Annotated in this window: 17 protein-coding genes; 11 read left to right on the top strand and 6 right to left on the bottom strand. The window is 51.7% G+C overall.

Annotated elements, in window-relative coordinates; all coding sequences use genetic code 11:
* The first annotated feature begins 103 nt into the window (after positions 1-103).
* Positions 104-2,059, top strand: coding sequence for an SUMF1/EgtB/PvdO family nonheme iron enzyme (locus CRO08_RS16040; protein ID WP_097037052.1), 1,956 nt, complete (start codon positions 104-106; stop codon positions 2,057-2,059).
* A complete protein-coding gene (locus tag CRO08_RS16045) occupies positions 2,059-3,138 on the top strand; it encodes a histidine phosphatase family protein (RefSeq protein ID WP_097037053.1) in 1,080 nt (359 codons plus the stop codon). Before CRO08_RS16040 ends, CRO08_RS16045 begins: the two co-directional genes overlap by 1 nt.
* A 20-nt stretch (positions 3,139-3,158) precedes the next feature.
* On the opposite strand, the gene CRO08_RS16050 is transcribed toward CRO08_RS16045, so the two are convergent.
* From CRO08_RS16050 to pyrH, 4 genes are all read right to left on the bottom strand, one after another.
* Positions 3,159-4,040 (bottom strand): phosphatidate cytidylyltransferase, encoded by an 882-nt coding sequence (locus CRO08_RS16050; protein WP_097037054.1) that lies wholly within the window; start codon positions 4,038-4,040, stop codon positions 3,159-3,161.
* On the bottom strand, positions 4,033-4,743 hold the full coding sequence (locus CRO08_RS16055; protein ID WP_097037055.1) for an isoprenyl transferase: 711 nt from the start codon (positions 4,741-4,743) through the stop codon (positions 4,033-4,035). Before CRO08_RS16055 ends, CRO08_RS16050 begins: the two co-directional genes overlap by 8 nt.
* A gap of 12 nt (positions 4,744-4,755) precedes the next feature.
* Entirely contained in the window at positions 4,756-5,289 is a 534-nt protein-coding gene (gene frr, locus CRO08_RS16060) for a ribosome recycling factor (RefSeq protein ID WP_072807914.1), read from the bottom strand.
* A gap of 137 nt (positions 5,290-5,426) precedes the next feature.
* A complete protein-coding gene (gene pyrH / locus CRO08_RS16065; RefSeq protein WP_072827780.1) occupies positions 5,427-6,131 on the bottom strand; it encodes a UMP kinase in 705 nt (234 codons plus the stop codon).
* Positions 6,132-6,360: 229 nt separating this feature from the next.
* Between pyrH and CRO08_RS16070 the strand changes: the two genes are divergently transcribed.
* The 4 genes from CRO08_RS16070 to CRO08_RS16085 all read left to right on the top strand — a co-directional run bounded on the left by CRO08_RS16070 (position 6,361) and on the right by CRO08_RS16085 (position 12,087).
* A complete protein-coding gene (locus tag CRO08_RS16070; protein WP_097037111.1) occupies positions 6,361-8,238 on the top strand; it encodes a M6 family metalloprotease domain-containing protein in 1,878 nt (625 codons plus the stop codon).
* A gap of 220 nt (positions 8,239-8,458) precedes the next feature.
* Complete coding sequence (locus CRO08_RS16075; RefSeq protein ID WP_097037056.1) at positions 8,459-9,340, top strand: electron transfer flavoprotein subunit beta/FixA family protein; 882 nt, start codon at positions 8,459-8,461, stop codon at positions 9,338-9,340.
* A gap of 3 nt (positions 9,341-9,343) precedes the next feature.
* A complete protein-coding gene (locus tag CRO08_RS16080; protein ID WP_072807905.1) occupies positions 9,344-10,369 on the top strand; it encodes an electron transfer flavoprotein subunit alpha/FixB family protein in 1,026 nt (341 codons plus the stop codon).
* Between the two features lie 5 nt (positions 10,370-10,374).
* Positions 10,375-12,087, top strand: coding sequence for an acyl-CoA dehydrogenase family protein (locus CRO08_RS16085; RefSeq protein ID WP_097037057.1), 1,713 nt, complete (start codon positions 10,375-10,377; stop codon positions 12,085-12,087).
* A 74-nt stretch (positions 12,088-12,161) separates the two neighbouring features.
* Here the strand turns inward: CRO08_RS16085 and CRO08_RS16090 are convergent, their stop codons facing one another.
* Both CRO08_RS16090 and CRO08_RS16095 read right to left on the bottom strand, forming a co-directional pair.
* Positions 12,162-12,653 (bottom strand): DUF3368 domain-containing protein, encoded by a 492-nt coding sequence (locus CRO08_RS16090; RefSeq protein WP_097037058.1) that lies wholly within the window; start codon positions 12,651-12,653, stop codon positions 12,162-12,164.
* A gap of 2 nt (positions 12,654-12,655) precedes the next feature.
* Positions 12,656-12,928 carry a UPF0175 family protein gene (locus CRO08_RS16095; protein WP_097037059.1) on the bottom strand — a complete coding sequence of 91 codons (273 nt, stop codon included), beginning with the start codon at positions 12,926-12,928 and terminating at the stop codon, positions 12,656-12,658.
* 205 nt (positions 12,929-13,133) lie between these two features.
* On the opposite strand from CRO08_RS16095, the gene CRO08_RS16100 reads away from it, so the two are divergent.
* From CRO08_RS16100 to CRO08_RS16120, 5 genes are all read left to right on the top strand, one after another.
* Positions 13,134-14,750: a VPA1262 family N-terminal domain-containing protein gene (locus CRO08_RS16100; protein WP_097037060.1), complete on the top strand. Its 1,617-nt coding sequence runs from the start codon at positions 13,134-13,136 to the stop codon at positions 14,748-14,750.
* 41 nt (positions 14,751-14,791) lie between these two features.
* Entirely contained in the window at positions 14,792-15,424 is a 633-nt protein-coding gene (locus tag CRO08_RS16105) for a hypothetical protein (protein ID WP_141398433.1), read from the top strand.
* A gap of 42 nt (positions 15,425-15,466) precedes the next feature.
* The gene (locus CRO08_RS16110; protein WP_097034567.1) at positions 15,467-16,738 is read left to right on the top strand and encodes an IS256 family transposase; all 1,272 of its coding nucleotides are present in this window, start codon (positions 15,467-15,469) and stop codon (positions 16,736-16,738) included.
* A gap of 78 nt (positions 16,739-16,816) precedes the next feature.
* Entirely contained in the window at positions 16,817-18,328 is a 1,512-nt protein-coding gene (locus CRO08_RS16115; RefSeq protein WP_217990607.1) for an ATP-binding protein, read from the top strand.
* 99 nt (positions 18,329-18,427) lie between these two features.
* Complete coding sequence (locus CRO08_RS16120; RefSeq protein ID WP_369684806.1) at positions 18,428-19,177, top strand: tyrosine-type recombinase/integrase; 750 nt, start codon at positions 18,428-18,430, stop codon at positions 19,175-19,177.
* Positions 19,178-19,183 lie beyond the last annotated feature (6 nt).

Below are 19,183 nucleotides of genomic sequence, written 5' to 3' on the forward strand. Positions count from 1 at the left end.
ATTCGGCAATTGTCCACACATCTACTAAAATTTACAGACGCATTCGACAATTTTAGATTATTTTAAAAGCGGGTAATGGTTATGGACTCGAAGGAGGTGCGCTATGCGCATGCGCTTTTCGGGTGTTTTAGCGGCGTCGATAATCGCCGCTGGGGTGTTCTGGAGCTGCTCGGAATCTTCCGACGGCGTTTCTGTTCCAGAGGGTGAACTCTCTTCCAATTCATTTGCAGGCAATACCGGCGACTATCCGGGAGACGAACTGTCTTCGAGAGGGATGCCCGCAATTTCTTCGGGAGAACTGCCCGCGACCTCATCGGGCGCGGAGCCGACAAGCGCAGGCTCGGCGCCCAGCTCGAGCACGAACATTGCAGGCTCGAGCGGGAACATTCCCGGCAGTTCGGGCGGTTTCGGGGCCGGCAGTTCAAGCAGCACCGGCGCGGGTTCTGAATTTACCTACGTTGCACCGGCCACCTTCGCCGACACCGTAAACGGCGCGGTATTCAGCATGGTGTATGTCGCAGGGGGCACGTACACGCGCGGGTGCGACAACTGCGCCGAGCAGGACAAGATTTACGAGACGCCTGCGCACAAAGTAACGGTAGACGCCTACCACATCGCGAATACCGAAGTCACCATCGGGCAATGGAACGCAGTGATGGGCGGCAAGAAAAACGCCTGGGAATCGGACAAGGCTCCCAAAATCGGCGTAAGCTGGTTCGACGCGAACAGTTTCGCCTGCAAGCTCGGGCAACTTTCGGGCCACCAGTACCGCCTGCTGACCGATGCCGAATGGGAATTCGCGGCACGCGGTGGCAAGGACGGCGTTCCCGACAACTTCAAGTTTTCGGGCAGCAACAGTGTCGATGACGTGGCATGGTATTCCGAGAACAGCAGCGGAAAGGCGCACGACGTGGCGACCAAGAAGCCGAACAAGCTCGGGCTCTACGACATGAGCGGGAACTCGTGGGAATGGGTCTACGACTGGCTCGTGGGCTATACCGCGGGCGACAAGGTGAATCCGGTGCAACTCACGGGTAGCGGGAACAAGACGCGCCGCGGCGGGAGTTATGGCGAACCGGCGGAATTCGCGCGGGTGAGCCGTCGCGCCATCCGCAGCCGCGATGGCGCCGCCGACATGGGATTCCGTATCGGCATGTCGGCGGAACTCCCGCCGGGCATGGTGAGCCCCTGCGAAGCGGCGAACCCTTCGGCCGCCGCCTGCCAGGGCGAAAAGAACCGCGACTGCCGCCTGATTACCGCGGCCGACGAGGCATGGATCAGCGATGACTACACCGTAGTCATCGCCGAAGACGGCAACGCGGCAGTTTCGGGATTCCCGAACGTGTCGGGGCAGTGGTACACGCTCAACAACCGCAGTTTTAACGTGGTCACACGGAGCGGCACCAAGACATACGCTTACTACATCTTTAGCCAGGACGAAATGACGATGATCAGCGACGACGGCATTCCGTACCGCCTGTATCGCCGCTCCATGAGCGATGCGAAAAACAAGGTCACGCTCACTTCCGCAAGCAACCCAAAAACACTTGCACAGCTGATTGCCGCAGTGGAACCCGAGCGCCTCGTGACCGACGAACAGCTCGCCCACCCCGACACGAGCGTGCGCGACCCGCGCATCGCCGCCGCGAGCGGATACACCTGGTTCTTCGACGGCCGCTGCTGCGGGGGCAACCACAAGTACCGTTTCCATCTCGATAAAAATGGTGACGCCGAATTCGTGGTGATGGACTACGACGACACGCACCACGAGAACATCCTCGCGAAGGGGCGCTGGTTCACCGTCGGGAACATCGGGCTACACATCGTCCTGAACGGCAAGTACTTCAACTACCTCTACACCGCGGGCGAACGCACCATGAGCTACAGCGAGTACATGCCGGCAGGGCCCATATTCTGCCACATCTCGTTCCAGAGCTACGAACGCGGGGACTTCCGCATTTTCAACAAGACTGTATTCGACGACAAGATCAAGCGCCCACGCGGCTTCAACGGTGAAAACCCGGTGTACGAGGCGGGCGATTACCAGTGGGGTTCGTAATGCGCGCCTTCACTCTCGCCATCTTCACTGCAGGCGCATTCGTTGCCTGCAACGATTCGGGCACGTCGTCAACCGACACGCAGTCAACCGAAATTGAATCAAGCGCAGACGGCCTTGACATTTCTGACTCCGATAAATTGTTTGGGGGATCATCTGCGCAAGATTCACCGGAAGGGCCTGTAGCCACCACATCCTCATCGGCCCTTCCGGCCTCCTTTTCCAGCGGGCAATACGACCCGCCGCACGACTCTCCGGCAGAGTCTTCCTCTTCGGTGGAACCCTTTCCGGAATCTTCGAGTTCCGCAGAATCCTCCGGTTCCGCGCCCGCAGTAACGGAAATCCCGCTCGACAAGGACGGCTTCGCGACGGTCGCCGATGTCTACAGGAGTCTAGCGCCTAGCGAGAAGGCGGTTTTCATCATACGCCATTCCGAACGCGAAGACGCCGTGACCATCGAGACGGAACTCACCGCAAACGGCGTGAAGATGGCACAGGATTTGGGAGCAACACTCAAGAGCGACGAGGAATTCAGCTACATTACCTCGGGATTCGTGCGCACGAACGAGACTGCGAACAACATATCAAAGGGGCGCGGAGAAGCGAACCTCCCGAAGCTCATCACGAACTACGACATTACCGGCAACTGGTTCCTAAAAATTTCTGCGGACTCGCTCGCTCAATACGCCTCAAAGCTCGGCATGCAGGGCAGTTCCGTAGAACTCATGGCCCACTGGGCATACGGAGAACCCTACCCCGACGCACTCTACGAACTTGAGCCCCGCGCCCAGGAGTTCATGGAAAAGGTCATCCTCAAGAACTTGCCCAAGTGGAAGCGCGTGAGCATCATGGTATCGCACGATATATTTGTAATGCCCCTGGCCGTGTTCGGTTCCGAAGGGAAGGTCGCCCTCAAGTACCACGAGGACTATCACTGGATAAACTACATCGCAGGTCTCGCAGTCATCATCGACGCGCAGAACAACCTGCGGTATGTTCCCGTGAAGGGAGCAGATTCAGGAGTTATCGACTATCTCGCCATCTACATGGCGGAACACGGCTACGGCGGTTACAAGAAATAAGCCGTCAGCATGCAGTTGCGCTACGCTATCTGCTTGAGGAAATCAAGCACCAGGTAGAGTGCAGGGGCCGCGAGGTAGAACGAATCGCAGCGGTCGAGCACGCCGCCGTGCCCCACGAACAAATTGCCCGAATCCTTCGTGCCACTCCAACGCTTGAGGGCACTCATCAGCAGGTCGCCTGCCTGGCCCGCAACAGTGAGCAGCACACCAATCGCAATGGCAATGCCCCAGTTGAATTCGATATTGAAGCAGGAGAGAGCCGCACTGCACTTGACCCAGTAGGCCACCCACGCAATCGTCGCGATGGAACCGGCGATGCTACCTTCCCAAGTCTTCTTGGGGCTGATGCTCGGGGCAAACGGGTGTCTCCCGAAGGGGCCCTTGCCTGCCGCAAACTTGCCGAAGAAGTACGCCACCGTATCGCAGAGCCACATGGATGTCATCACGAGGATAAACGGATAGCAGTGTTCAAAACCCTGGCCGTTGCCCATCATGAGCACGTTCATGCCACCCCAGAGCCCTATATAGAGCGGGGCCCCGAGCTGCATTACGAGCCAGGGGAACAGGTGATCGATTTCCACCTTCTTGTAGGCCGCACCGATATAGACCGCAAAAATCACGAGGAACGTCATGCCCACCACGTACGGCACCGCAGGCAGCCCGAAGTAGCCGCCCTTCGAAAGGGTCCACGCAAGCGTGAGTGCAAAAGTGGAGGCGAACGAAAGGAACCGCATGTCCGGCCCCTTGTACATCTTGGACGCCATGCGCGCCCATTCCCAGGCAGCTACGCCCGCAAGGAAGCACATGAGGCCAACACGGCTGTAGTCGCAGAACCACAGCAGCACGAACACTATAGGAATGGCGACAAACGCCGTAATCAAACGCTGAGCCAAGTTACTCATGCAACACCTTCCCAAACCTTCTTTCGCGGGTTTTGAAAAATTCCACGGCCTTCAGGAACTCTTCCTTGGTAAAGTCGGGCCACAGCGTGTCCGTCACGTAGAACTCGCTGTAGGCGGCCTGCCAGAGCAGGTAGTTCGAAAGCCTGAACTCGCCACCGGTACGGATAACCAGGTCCGGATCGGGTGCGCCCTTCAAATACAAATTCTTCGCGAACACGTTCTCGTTGATATCCTCGACCTTGAGCGTACCCGCCTGCACCTGCGTGGCGATAGCCTTCGCGGCATCCACGATTTCCAGGCGTCCACCATAGGATATGGCGAGGTTCAGCTGCATGCCGGTATTGTTCGCCGTCTTGTCGATAGCGGACTGCAGGCTCGCGCGTGGCTTTTCGGGCAGGCGTTCCATGTTCCCGATAACCTTGAGCTTCACGTTCTTCTCCATGAGGTCGGGGATTTCCTTCACCACCATCTCGATGAGGAGGTTCATCAGGTAATCCACTTCCTTGCTGGGCCTGCCCCAGTTCTCGGAACTGAAAACGTAGAGCGTCATGTGCTCGAGCTTCAGGTTCACGCCGACTTCCACCGCGTCGATGGTGGCCTGCGTGCCCTTGCGGTGCCCGAGAAAACGTTCTAGCCCGCGGCTACGGGCCCAACGCCCATTGCCGTCCATGATAATCGCAACATGTCTAAGCTGGTTCGCCACGGCCGCCCCGGACTACACCTTGAGGATGTCCGCTTCCTTCTCGGCGAGAAGCGCGTCAATCTGCGCGATAGCCTTGTCGGTCGCCTTCTGGATTTCGTCCTGCTGCTTCTTGACTTCGTCTTCGGGCAGGTCCTTGTTCTTCTTGATGGCGTCGTTCGCATCGCGGCGGATGTTGCGGATTGCCACGCGGCCTTCTTCGGCATGCTTGCGCACGATCTTCGCGAGTTCCTGGCGACGTTCCGTAGTGAGGATGGGGAGCGACACGCGGATGCAGTTGCCGTCCTTCATCGGGGTAAGGCCGATGTTCGCGGCGAGGATAGCCTTGTCGATCGGGTCCACCATGGTCTTTTCCCACGGGGTCACGAGAAGCATGCGCGGTTCGGGCACGGAGACCTTGGCCACCTGCGAAATCGGGGTCGGGGTTCCGTAGTAGTCGACGCGCACGTCGTTCAAAATCGCGGGCGTCGCCTTGCCGGCGCGGACCTTCGCAAATTCACGTTCGGTGGCCTCGATGGCCTTGTCCATTTTTTCGGTATAGTCTGCCATAGTTCGTTCCTAGTCACTAGTCATTAGTCACTAGTTAGTTAAGAGTTGATGGTTTGTTTCCGTAGTTAAATATAAGTAAAAATCCCTAAAAAGTACCGCGTAAAGATCCCCGGTCGAGCCGGGGATGACGATGAGGGTTAGCAGTGGACCAGCGTGCCGAGGTCGCCTTCGATGGCCGCACGGGTCAAATTGCCCTTTTCCATCTTGAACACGAAGATGGGCATGTTGTTTTCCATGCAGAGGGCGACGGCTGCGGTGTCCATGACCTTGAGGCCGCGGGAAATGACTTCCTTGTAGCTGATGTCGTCGAAGCGGGTGGCTGTCGGGTCCTTGACCGGGTCCGCGGTGTAGATGCCGTCGACCTTGGTAGCCTTCATGATGACGTCGCATTCGCTTTCGATGGCACGAAGGGCGGCGCAGCTGTCGGTGGTGAAGAACGGGTTACCCGTACCGGCGGAGAAAATCACGACGGAGCCTGCGGACAAAAGCTTGAGGGCCTTGCGGCGGTCGAAGAATTCGCAGACCGGTTCCATGCGGATGGCGGACATCACTACGGAGTCGATCCCCTGCTTGTCGAGGGCATCCTGCATGGCAAGGCCGTTCATTACGGTGCCGAGCATGCCCATGGCATCGCCCTGGGCGCGGTTCATGCCACCTGCAGAAGCGGAAATACCACGGACAAGGTTACCGCCGCCAATCACGAGCGCGACCTGCACGCCCTGCTTGACGATGGATGCAATTTCGCTTGCCATGTCGGAGAGAATCTGGTTATCGATACCGTGGCCCTTTTCGCCTGCGAGGGCTTCGCCACTGAGCTTCAAGAGAATTCTTTTAAATTTCATAGTCTACCAATTATTTGTTGCACCTTGTCATCCTGAGCGTAATGCCACAAGGCATGAAGCCGAAGGATCCAGGCTCATGTTTCAGGGAAAATGTAATAAAATGCGGGGAGGAAAAACAAACAACAAATTATTACACGTCTTTAACACGGATTCTTGGCTACAGGCAACCGCTTCGTCCCAAAAAAGAATATATTAACACCGGGTGTATGATTCTTGCAGAGGGATGTTTATGAAAAACAGGATTCCGTTTTTTGGTCTTATCGCACTGATGCTACCCGCGATGGCGCTCGCTGACATCGTGTACCAGGGGAAGCGCGTCCAAGAATGGCCCGCCGAGGCTATGCCCACGTTCAACAACCGCACCCTTATGAAAACGACAGCGGTCACGACCAAGAGCCACTACGCCGCTCCCAAGGGCAAAATCTACAGCCTTACCCTGCTCGTCGATTTCTCGGACCAGGCGGCTCCCGTTACGGTGAGCGAAGTCGAGGAATGGCTCAACAAGGAAGGTTTCAACAGGGACGGCTGCAACGGCTCCGTGCGCGACTACTACCTGGACGTATCTAACGGACAGCTGGACCTCACCAACGAAGTCTACGGTTGGTACCGCGCAAAACATCCCAAGTCCTGGTACGAAGGTTTGCAGGGATACTCGGGTTCCGATTCGCTCATGAAAGAGGTGTTCGCGTATTTCGATTCGCAAGTCGATTTTTCACGCTACGACAACGACAAGGACGGCACCACCGAAGCCATAAACATCGTGTACGCAGGCCCCGGACAGACATGGGGGCAGGGTCTTTGGCCTCATTCCGGATGGTCCAACGAAAGGCGCGACGGCGTAAAGCTCACGCACCACCAGATGACGGACATGCCGGGCAAGTTTTCGATATACGTCTTTGTGCATGAATCGGGGCACATGATTTTCGGCTGGCCGGACCTCTACTGGTACGGCGACTACTGCACCATGGGCAACCGCGCGAACGACTGGAACCCGGTAGCGATAAACGACTTCTACCGAGCAGACCAGGGCTGGATTCCGTTCGTGGACATCACAAGCGAAGATGTAGACAACGTAACAAGTCTTGAAGTTTCCAAGCCTGGCGAGTTCTGCTACCGCTACAAGAACCCCGCAAGGCCAAACCAGGAAGGCCTCGTCTGGTCCTACGTGCGTAACACGGGCCGCGACAAGGTACTCGCCGGGAGCGGGCTCTTGATGCAGCATTACGACTTTTCGATTGAAGGAAATTCCTCCGCAGACAAACTCGGACTCCGAATCGTGCATGCCAGCGCTGCAGGAAAATCGAGCGACGCCGTAACCGACCAGTGGCCAAGCCCGGGCAGCACCGCCAACACCTTCTTCAAGAGCGGAACCTACGCGGAATTTTCAGACGACGCCTACCCCGCTATCCGCTGGTATAACGGCTCCAAGACGGGATTGAAAATCACCGACATCGGGACACCCGGAGAGACGCTCACGTTCTGCATCGGCGAAAACTGCTCCGAACCCACGTCCAGTTCGTCGACAGCGACAAGTTCCAGCAGCGTCGCTGAAATCACGGTCCAGAAAATTGCGCTCGAAACGACACTGCCGATAAGCGAAAACTATGCGCCCGTAACGCTCGACCTGAACGGCAATGAAGTTGCGAGCATCTTCGGAATCAATCGGACCGAAATTGAAGACAAAGTAGAATTCTATGGCGTAGAACCCGACGGAACGCTCAACAGCCAAACAACCGGCGAAGGCACCGGACACTGGTTCGACAATGGCGGCAAAATTGTCGCCTGGGACCCGAACGGCACCAGCATTGTGTTCTCCAACATGGACCTCACGACCATGACCACTAAAATAGGCCACATGCCTGGTAAAGTCAATGCCGGAGACTCCTTCACCGTAAGGCAGGCACTCGTTTACGGGAGCAAGCAGGTCACCTTCGAAATCAAGGTGACAATCGAAGGCGGCACCACCATCATCCGCAATATAGAGAAGGCTCGTTACGGCAAACCCGGGAACAGGATATTCAACGTGCTCGGCCAGCCCGTGGGGGTGCGCAACGCCAACGGAACCCTCCCCGACCTGCCCAAGGGCATTTACGTGGAAGTGAAATAAGCAGTATAATACACTTTGAAATCACGTTAAGCCCGATTGAATCTCAAATCGGGCTTTTTTCGCATTTAAGCCAAAGTATTTTATTACAAAAAAACGTCAATTTTCTTATGCGGAGATGACGTGGGAAAGACCTCTACTGGAGGTCGGGGCGGGACACCCGATAATTTCTATCTTGTACACAGCAAAACATAAAACGTAAATTCAACACTATAAGGATATAATGAGTCTTAAAATCGTTGTGCTTGCTAAGCAAGTACCTGATACACGAAACGTGGGCCCCGATGCCATGACGGAGCAGGGAACCATCAATCGTGCCGCATTGCCCGCGGTCTTCAACCCCGAAGACCTGAACGCCCTGGAGCAAGCCCTTCGTTTGAAGGACCAGTTCCCGGGTTCCACCATCTCTGTGCTGACGATGGGTCTCCCGAAGTCTGCCGAAGTCGTCCGCGAAGCTCTGTACCGCGGTGCCGACTGCGGTTACGTGATTACGGACCGTTCCCTCGGTGGCGCAGACACGCTCGCTACTAGCTACACGCTCGCCCAGGCCGTCAAGAAGATTGGCGACTACGACATCATTCTCGGTGGCCGTCAGGCTATCGACGGCGACACCGCACAGGTCGGTCCGCAGATTGCAGAAAAGCTCGGACTTACGCAGGTGACCTACGCCGAAGAAATCCTCTCCCTCGACGAAAAGGCCCGTAAGGTCGTTATCCGCCGCCACATCGACGGTGGCGTGGAAACGGTGGAAGCACCGCTCCCGCTGGTCGTGACCGTGAACGGAAGTGCGGCCCCGTGCCGTCCGCGCAACGCAAAGCGCCTCATGAAGTTCAAGAAAGCTACGGTGGTTGCCGAACGCAAGCCGGAAGATGCCGAAAAGTACGAAGCCCTCATCGCGAAGAAGCCCTACCTGAACATTCCGCAGTGGGGTGCCGCCGACATCGACGCAGACCCTGCCCAGATCGGTAAGGCCGGTTCGCCGACGAACGTGAAGGCTGTCAAGAACATCGTGTTCAAGGCGAAGGAAAGCCGCACGCTCACCGCAAGCGACGCCGACGTCGAAGGACTTATCAAGGAACTTTTAGACGGGAAGATTATTGGCTAGCCTATGAATAACGTATTTGTATATTGCGAAATTGAGGGCACGACCGTTGTCGATGTTTCCCTCGAACTTTTGTCCAAGGGCCGCAAGCTCGCCAACACGCTCGGCGTTCAGCTCGAGTGCATCTGCGCAGGCAAGGGCCTCGACGGAATTGAAAAGCAGGTGTTCCCCTACGGTGTGGACAAGGTCCATGTGTTTGATGCCGAAGGCCTGTTCCCCTACACCACCAACCCGCACGCTTCTCTCGTGGTGAACCTCTTCAAGGAAGAGCAGCCGCAGATTTGCCTGCTGGGTGCAACGGTGATTGGCCGTGACTTAGGCCCGCGTATTTCTAGCGCCATGCACAGCGGCCTTACTGCCGACTGTACCGAACTCGAAATCGACAGCTTCGAAATGAGCATCGGTGGCGTGAAGAAGTTCTACGAAAATCAGCTTTGCCAGATCCGCCCGGCGTTCGGCGGCAACATCGTTGCTACCATCGTGAACCCGGAACACCGCCCGCAGATGGCGACGGTGCGCGAAGGCGTGATGAAGAAAGAAATTGTCGACCCGAACTACAAGGGCGAAGTCATCAAGCACGACGTGGCCAAGTACGTGCCGGAAACGGAATACGTGGTCAAGGTGCTGGAACGCCATGTGGAAAAGGCCAAGCACAACCTCAAGGGCGCTCCGATTGTGGTCGCCGGTGGTTACGGCATGGGCTCCAAGGAAAACTTCGACATGCTGTTCGAACTGGCGAAGGAACTCCACGCCGAAGTGGGCGCAAGCCGTGCCGCTATCGACGCGGGCTTTGCCGATCATGACCGCCAGATTGGCCAGACCGGCGTGACCGTACGCCCGAAGGTGTATATCGCCTGCGGTATCTCCGGCCAGATTCAGCACCTCGCCGGCATGCAGGATTCAGGAATCATCATCTCCGTGAACTCCGACCCCGACGCCCCGATCAACGCTATCGCTGACTACGTGATCAACGGCACCGTCGAAGAGGTCATCCCGAAGATGATCAAGTATTACAAGGCAAACAACAAGTAGGCGTTATGGCGAATTTTTACACAGACCATCCCGAGATTAAATTCAACCTCGAAAGCAATTCCCTGATGCCGCGCATTGTCGAGCTCAAGGAAAAGGGCTATGCCGACAAGGACGCTTTCGACTATGCGCCGGAAGATTTTGCCGACGCGATGGACAACTACAACCGCGTGCTCGAAGTCGCTGGCGACATCACCGCAAACACTGTCTTCCCGAACTCGGAAGAAGTGGACGCCGAAGGCCCGCACTGCGAAAACGGCCGCGTTCGTTACGCATCCAAGACTTATGAAAACCTCGAAGCCACCCGCAAGGCTGGCCTCAACGGTGTCACGATGCCGCGCCGCTTTGGCGGCCTGAACTTCCCGATTACCGCCTACACGGCCATCAACGAAATGATCGCCTCTGCAGACGCCGGTTTCGAGAACATCTGGTCCCTGCAGGACTGCATCGAGACGCTCTATGAATTCGGCGACGAAGACCAGCGCTCCCGTTTCATCCCGCGCATCTGCGCCGGCGAAACGATGTCGATGGACCTGACCGAACCCGATGCCGGTTCCGACCTGCAGCGCGTGATGCTCAAGGCCACCTACAGCGAAGAAGACAAGTGCTGGTACCTGAACGGCGTGAAGCGCTTCATCACGAACGGTGACAGCGACATTCACCTGGTGCTCGCCCGCTCCGAAGAAGGCACCCGCGACGGTCGTGGTCTTTCCATGTTCATCTACGACAAGCGCGACGGTGGCGTTGACGTTCGCCGCATCGAAAACAAGATGGGTATCCACGGAAGCCCGACTTGCGAACTTGTCTACAAGAACGCCAAGGCTGAACTCTGCGGCCGCCGCAAGTTCGGTCTGATCAAGTACGTGATGGCCCTCATGAACGGCGCCCGCCTCGGCATTGCCGCCCAGTCCGTGGGCATCAGCCAGATGGCCTACAACGAAGCTCTCGCCTACGCCAAGGACCGCAAGCAGTTCAGCCAGGCCATCGTGAACTTCCCGGCTGTGTACGAGATGATTTCCCACATCAAGGCTCGTCTCGACGCAGGCCGCGCCCTGTTGTACCTGACCGCAAGCTACGTGGACATCTACAAGGGCCTCGAAGACATCGAACGTGACCGCAAGCTCACCGACGAAGAAAAGGCTGAACTCAAGAAATATCAGAAGCTCGCCTCCGCATGCACTCCGCTCGCGAAGGGCTTGAACTCCGAATACGCTAACATCAACAGCTACGACAGCATCCAGGTGCACGGTGGTTCCGGCTACATGCTCGAATACGCCTGCCAGCGCCTCTACCGCGACGCACGCATCACCTCCATTTACGAAGGTACGACGCAGTTGCAGACGGTTGCGGCCCTCCCGCACGTGACCACCGGTACTTACAGCCAGATGCTCGAAGAATTCGAAGCTCAGGATGTGCGCCCGGAATACGAAGCACTCAAGGCCCGTGCAAAGGCCATGGACGTGAAGTACAACGAAGCTGTGGAATTCGTGAAGTCCGCCGAGAACAACGAGTTCACCGACCTCTGCAGCCGCCACCTGTACGAAATGGCCGCCAACTGCGTGATGAGCCAGCTGCTCCTCCGCGATGCAACCAAGTCGCCTGAACTGTTCGACAAGAGCGTGAAGGTGTACCTGAACCTCGCCGAAGCCGAAATCGCGAAGCACTACAACTTCGTGAAGAGCTTGAGCGTGGAATCGCTGGAGAGCTACAGGAAGGCGTAAGCCTCGCTAACGCGATATTCGAAAACCCCGGCTCAATTGAGCCGGGGTTTTCTTGTTTTAACAATAATCTCCAATTACTTTAAATTTTCAATAACGGAATTCAAGAGTGTTTCACTAATATGCCTATTTGACATCCGAAGGTTTTTAACGCATTCGATAGCCTCATCCTTTTTCAGCAATCCATTCTCATTGGCGGCTGTCAATATGCCAATTGTTCCAGTAATTCGCAACCTCATACTTGTAGCCACATGCCTAGCGCGGACTTCATCAACAATCAGGAGATCGCTCTTATTTTCATCGGAATAGACAATGGCTTCACTTTCGCCCAAATCCAAGCCAGTCACCCGCATCAACATATCGACCGTTTCGCTATTGCCAACAGAAACCATTTTGAAGAATTCGCAAGCTTTGACTCGTTCTGCTTCTTCCTGAAAAGCAGAATTCGAAGTCAGTTCTTCATACACGGCCTCGGGGAGCAAGACCTCACCAAAGAGTTTATTAAGAATGTCAAGACGATTAATTTTAAGGAATGAAATTATCGGGGTGGCATCAGATACGACAATCATTCTTACCTCTTGGAAAGAAGTTCAGAAACGTTGGCTGCATCTTGCTCAACCTCGTCCCAGTTCTGGTCAATATAGGGAATTCCTTCACTTCCGTAAAGTTCAATCAGTTCCCATTTGGAAATGCCCAAAATGTCCGCAGCACGACCATGCGAAATAGTTTCGTTCTTAATGAAAGGATACAATAGCAACGCATTACGACGGAGTTCGTCGCTTTTATTATCACACACCATGAAGTCCATAATTTCTTCAGGGATGTCCATTGTTACCGTAGCCATAAGAGACCTCCACTATTAAATATACACTAATTTAGCGAGAGAGGCAAGTCGGCAAACTCAAAGGCAGAGTCAAAAAAGAAGGCTATAGAAGCATCTATCTGACAAACACACCCTTTTTCACAAAAAAAGATGTTCCCTTTTGAATTGCCAACGACTCACATAATATTATATTAAGTCAAAGGACTCAATAATAGAAAATGCATATATGAACATAAAGACCAACACCGTCAACGAAGAATTCGATTTACTTCTAAAATCGGGCATCATTGCATTTTATAAAAGTTGCGAAATTACGCAATTTTACATCACTGATAAGCGATCCAACGAAGTCGCAAATTTCTACACGCTCTTCGTTTTTGAAGAACTAGAGTGTCCAAACGAAATTTCAAAGTTTCTTTTCAAAGCACCAATTTCTATTGGAAAAAATCATTCTCTAAGAGCAATTCAAAAAAGGATCTCAATAGAAAAGGCAAGGCATATTTTTTACGAAATTCAGCAAGGCCGATTAGACATAGAGGAGCCTTGCAAGGTTTCCCCACAAACAAGACTTTTACCCAAAGCGTTCCTTCCCCGAAGTCTGAAAAACGACGTCTTCGTTAATCGTATTATCAAAGAAAATGTTTGGGGATGCAATTACATTATTGAATTCTTCAACGAAAACAAGATTTTTAATTTAGGAGACCAAGAGCGAGAATTTGTAGATTACATAAATGCAAAAATAAAAGAAGTTTGCAGCATAGACTTAGCTTCCGTCTATGACCGTATTGGCAACATCATTTTTCAATTTCCGATAACATTAGCGGCAATAAATGTGGATTTCACAAACGACAACCTTGGAGCCAAAATTCTTTGTAAGCCACACCATCTACTTAGCGAACCAAAGAACATCTGCATGCAAATTCAAACTTACTTAGACAACGTGATAACTGGATTTGACATCAAATCAATTTCTGGGCTAGATTTCGAAATTAAAGCAGCACTTGGAGATGACAACAATATCCATGTAACAATTTCTGATGTCCAAAGAAATCTGTTGTTATATGACGAAAATGACATCAACCGACTCAAATCAGTTCAAAGCGATTTTCATATAATAAATTCAGACGAACCGAGAACAATTCCACAAAGAGACGGCTCCGAAATAAAAATACAAACTCATGATTCATTTATTTCAATAATTGGAGACGAATCACATGGCAAAGATTATCAAAGTCAAATAATCTCTAGAAGTCAAAACAATGAAATATTAATGCACGGTGACGATTACCATGTTTTCAAGTATAATCAAAAAGAAAATGCACTAAACTTTATACGGACAAAGATCAAACAACATTCTCATATAAAAGAAATTTGCCTCTGGGATCCTTATTTGAGCGCCTACGACATTATGGATACCTTATATTACGAGCCCACAGGAATAAAATTTAGATGCATTTCAAGCGTTTCAAAAGCGAATAACGCAAACAATGCCCCATCAAATTCATCATCTAACCGCGGATTTGAAATCTTTCGTCATAACAACCAATCTATTTTCAAAAAATCAAACAACAAAAAAATCAATCTTAAATTTCTAGCACAACACGATTACTTCGGGTGGAAATTTCATGATAGATTTTTGATTTTCGTCCCTTCAGATACAACAAAACTACCTGAAGTATATTCTCTTGGAACATCCGTGAATCAAATTGGTATGCACCACCACATTATTCAAAAAGTCACAAATCCAAGAGAAATCCTCAACAATTTTGAGGAGTTGTGGAAACAGCTTGACAATGATGAATGTTGCGTAGTTGATTATCCTAAAATGCTGGACAAAATATAATGCTAGACAATTTTCAAAATACAGTCAAATTCATTCAATCAATGATGGCAACATCATTTTCAGATTCGACATATCATAAGATACGCCAAACAGTACATTCATTTCTAGAAAACAGCCAAGCAGAAAAGGAATTTCGGAAAGAAAAAATAAAAAATTACTCCATAGAATTATTTGACAACTCTTTAGAGCATGAAGATGTAAAGCAACTTTTAATTGCGGCATCAATAAGTGAAAGCGCAAGCGACTCATTTTCCTTCCTAAATTTATCTAAAATCGAGCACTCTTTTCAAGAAAAAATTAAATCAACCTTCATCAAGATGTCCTTCGACATCACTGTTCCCGAGGATGCCTGCTACAGCGATAGACAAACATCATCATATTTAAAAGATTCTATCGCACAAAAAGATTTCATCAGCATAATAATCCATCTTGAACCATACTATGGAAACCGAACTTTTATTGACTCAATGAACGGCGTTGGCAATTTTTTTTGCCGTCTATTATGGGATATTGACAAAGATTTCCTCATCCAGTACATAACAAAAAACGAATGGTCGTTCAAAACGGAACTAGTTCTTTTTACTTTAAGGAACCACTCCGCAGAAATAGAAGATGCCCCAAAGTTAGTTGAAATTTCTGCAACCAAAAAGAAAAAGGTGGTCTCCAACTTGTAAATTTGGTTCAGCAAAAAAACACCAAGCAAGAGGATAACCACCATGATGAAAAGTACAAAAAGAACCCCCAAACTGTCAATCGTCCGCCGCGAAGAAATCGACATTTCGACCAGTGTCGGGGTGGTTCTGGCCGACCTTGCCGAACAGGGGAAAAGCTGCCTTGACGCGCTGTCGAGGGAGATGGGCGCAAGGCTCGTGGAGGCGATACTCCTGGCCGAAAGGGAACAGCTCGGCGGTGCAGCATACCACCCCAGGAAGGGCTTCAAGAAGTGGTCCAGCCAGGGTGGTTCCGTGTACATCGCGGGTGGCAAGGCGAAGGTGCGCGTACCCAGGCTCAGGGACGAAAACGGCGAGGTCAAATCGCGTATCTACGCCCGTCTGAAAGACCCCGACGCGTTCTCCGAGCACCTGCTGCACGCATGCCTCTCAGGCCTGTCCGGGAGGCGTTACGAGGATGTGTTCTCGACTGCCGGGGAGGCGTTCGGCGTAAGCAAGTCGTCGGTGTCGCGCAAGGTCGTTGCCGCATGCACAAGGAAACTGAAGGAACTGAACGAGCGCAGGCTGGAGGACTTCGAGGCGGTTGCCGTCTTCATGGACGCAATGCATCGCTGCGGCGAGGTCGTGATGGCCGCCATAGGCGTTGACGCGGAAGGCTACAAGCGCGTGCTTGGCCTCTGGCAGGGCAGTTCGGAAAACACCGAAATGTGCCGTTCGTTCCTTTCCGACATGGAGAGCAGGGGCCTCGCCCTGCACCCCGACATCATCTTCGTGACCGACGGCGGGACGGGCCTCAACCGCGCCCTCAAGGACCGCTTCGGCAAGGACCTCAAGCACCAGCGCTGCGTGATCCACAAGAGGCGCAACGTCGAGTCCCATCTGCCCGAGATGTACCGGGCCGAGTTCGACAGGCGCTACAACAACGCCATCGGGATGGTGGGCTACGAGGACGCGAGAAGGGAACTTCTCAAGGTCCACGAGTGGCTCGAAGGCATAAACACGAGTGCCGCCAAATCGCTTTCCGAGGGCGGCGAGAGGCTGCTTACGGTCCACCGGCTGGGCATCCCCGCGCTCCTGCGCAAGTCGCTCATAACGACCAACATAATCGAGTCCACCTTCAACGGTCTCGACGCCATCGAGAAGAACGTGAAGCGCTACAGGGACATTGGAATGTTCAAACGCTGGATGGCCGCTGAGGTCCTCCACCGCGAAAAGAACTGGAGACGGTTGGACGGCTATGCGGAAATCCCCGAACTTGTCGAAAAACTTCGGGAAAAGAGCATGAAATTACTTGACAATGAAGCGCTAATAGCCTAGATTTACACCAGTTGGAGACCTGGATTTTCAACTAAAAAAGGGACAAATTCCTATTTTTCCCTAATTTCTAGTATCAAAATGCCGCAAATTTGCTCAATTTGCGAAAAAAGTGCTTATTACATGGCGGAAAGTGGGGTGAAAGGTGCACTTTCCGCAGTGCAATCGGGCATTTTTGGCGAAATTCGCTCAATTATCGGGCGTCATGAGGAGAAAAAAGTTCTCCAAAGGTGTGTGGATAGTGAAAGAGCTGAGTTTGTCGCGATATATGGTCGCAGGAGAATCGGCAAGACTTTTCTGGTAAAGCAGTTCTTTGAAAGCTCGTTTGATTTTTATACGACTGGAGTCTATCAGGTCTCTCGTTCTAAACAATTGAAAAATTGGCAAAAGCAGTTACTGAAATACAGTAAACAGAGAAGGAATACGCCTAAAGATTGGTTTGAGGCTTTTGATCAGCTTCAAGAGTATCTGCAATCCTTAAAAAAGGAACGGTTTGTCGTTTTTATTGATGAATTGCCTTGGCTCGATACTCCCAAATCGAATTTCCTAAAGGCTCTTGAAATGTTTTGGAACAGCTGGGGTTCTGATTGCAATCGACTAAAGCTGATTGTTTGTGGCAGCGCCACAACCTGGATGATTAATAAACTGCTAGGTGATAAGGGCGGTTTGCACAATCGTGTGACAATGCCGATTTGCCTTTCTCCGTTCACCTTGCACGAAACAAGTCAATACTTGACTTATATGGGCTTTGACTGGTCCGATATGGAAGTTATCGAGACTTACATGGTATTGGGTGGAGTTCCTTATTATTTGTCTCTGTTGAGCCCCTCTTTAAGTTTGCGGCAAAATATAGACAACCTGTTTTTTAAGCGTAACGCGGTGTTAAAAACGGAATATGACTTCCTTTTTAACTCGCTTTATAGCGAAGCACAAGCATACAAGAAAGTTGTGGAACTTTTATCGTCAAAAATGATTGGCATGACTCGTAGCGAGATGATGTCGAATCTTAAACTTTTGGACAATGGTTTTTTCTCGATAGTTCTTGATAATTTGGAAAAATGCGATTTTATTCGGCATTATCAATCTTTCGGAAAAAGAAGAAACGAAGCGTTATACCAGCTGACGGACATGTTCACACTGTTCTTTGTGCGGTTTGTCAAGAATTATAACGGCATGGATGAAAATGCCTGGAGTCATTTGCCCAATGGCAAACGCAATGCTTGGCAAGGTTACGCTTATGAACAGGTTTGCATACACCATATAAACCAAATAAAAAAAGCTTTGGGCATATCAGGGATTGCAAGTGATGTTTGCTCATGGACTAAAAAAGGAGAGAACGGCGCACAGATAGATTTGGTTATTGATCGGAGCGATAGGGTGATTGACTTATGCGAAATCAAGTATTGCGATCGACCGTTTGAAATCAAAAAAGATTATGCAGATTGGCTTAAAGAACGACGTGATATTTTTAGAGAGAATGTGCGAACGAACAAGACTTTGCACCTGACCATGATTACCCCCTTTGGATTGGCTAAAGGGAAATATGAATCCTGTGTTCAAGGATGTGTGACGGCAGCAGACCTTTTTCAATAAGGAGAGGAGATACTTGCGATGGATTGTTTCGTTTTCTACCTTGCAGAAAGACCTTCGTTTTACCAGTATCTGGAAGGGCAGAACCTTGCTGTCAATACGATGGATTCGTATTGCTGGACAGCGGACTTCTTCAAGTCGCATTTCGGACGGTTCGGTCGTAAGTCGCTGGCTGATTATAAGAGTTTTCTTTTAGAAAATTACAAACCCAAAACTGTTAATTTGCGAATTCAGGGCATCAACAAGTATTTGGATTTTGCAGGCAAATCGAAGTTACGGATCAAGAATGTCAAGGTTCAGCAAAAAAGTTTTCTTGAAAATGTCATCAGCAATGCCGATTACAGATTCTTGAAGACGAGTCTATTGCAAGATGGCCAAACCAAGTGGTATTTTGTGGTGTGGTTTCTTTCGGCGACGGGCGCCCGCGTGGGCGAACTGGTGAAACTCAAGGTAGAACATGTAGAGTGCGGATATTTTGACATTTACGGAAAAGGCGGAAAGTTGCGTCGGCTCTACATTCCTGAGACATTGCAAAAAGAATCTTTGCGTTGGTTGGAAAGTGAAGGCCGTTCCAGCGGATACCTGTTCCTAAACCGTTTTGGCAAGCAGATTACCCCGCGGGGGATTGCCTCGCAACTGAAAACGTTTGCAAAGAAGTATGGCCTAGATGAAGCCGTCATTTATCCACATTCGTTTCGTCACCGCTTTGCTAAGAACTTTCTGGAAAAGAGAAACGACATCGCTTTGCTTGCCGACCTTATGGGGCACGAACATATCGAAACGACTCGTATATACTTGCGCCAGACGGCCAGTGAACAGCGTGAAGTCGTAAATAAGGTGGTGACGTGGTGAAATATA

Origin of the sequence: Fibrobacter sp. UWT3 (assembly GCF_900230125.1) — a bacterium.
Classification (GTDB): Bacteria; Fibrobacterota; Fibrobacteria; order Fibrobacterales; family Fibrobacteraceae; genus Fibrobacter.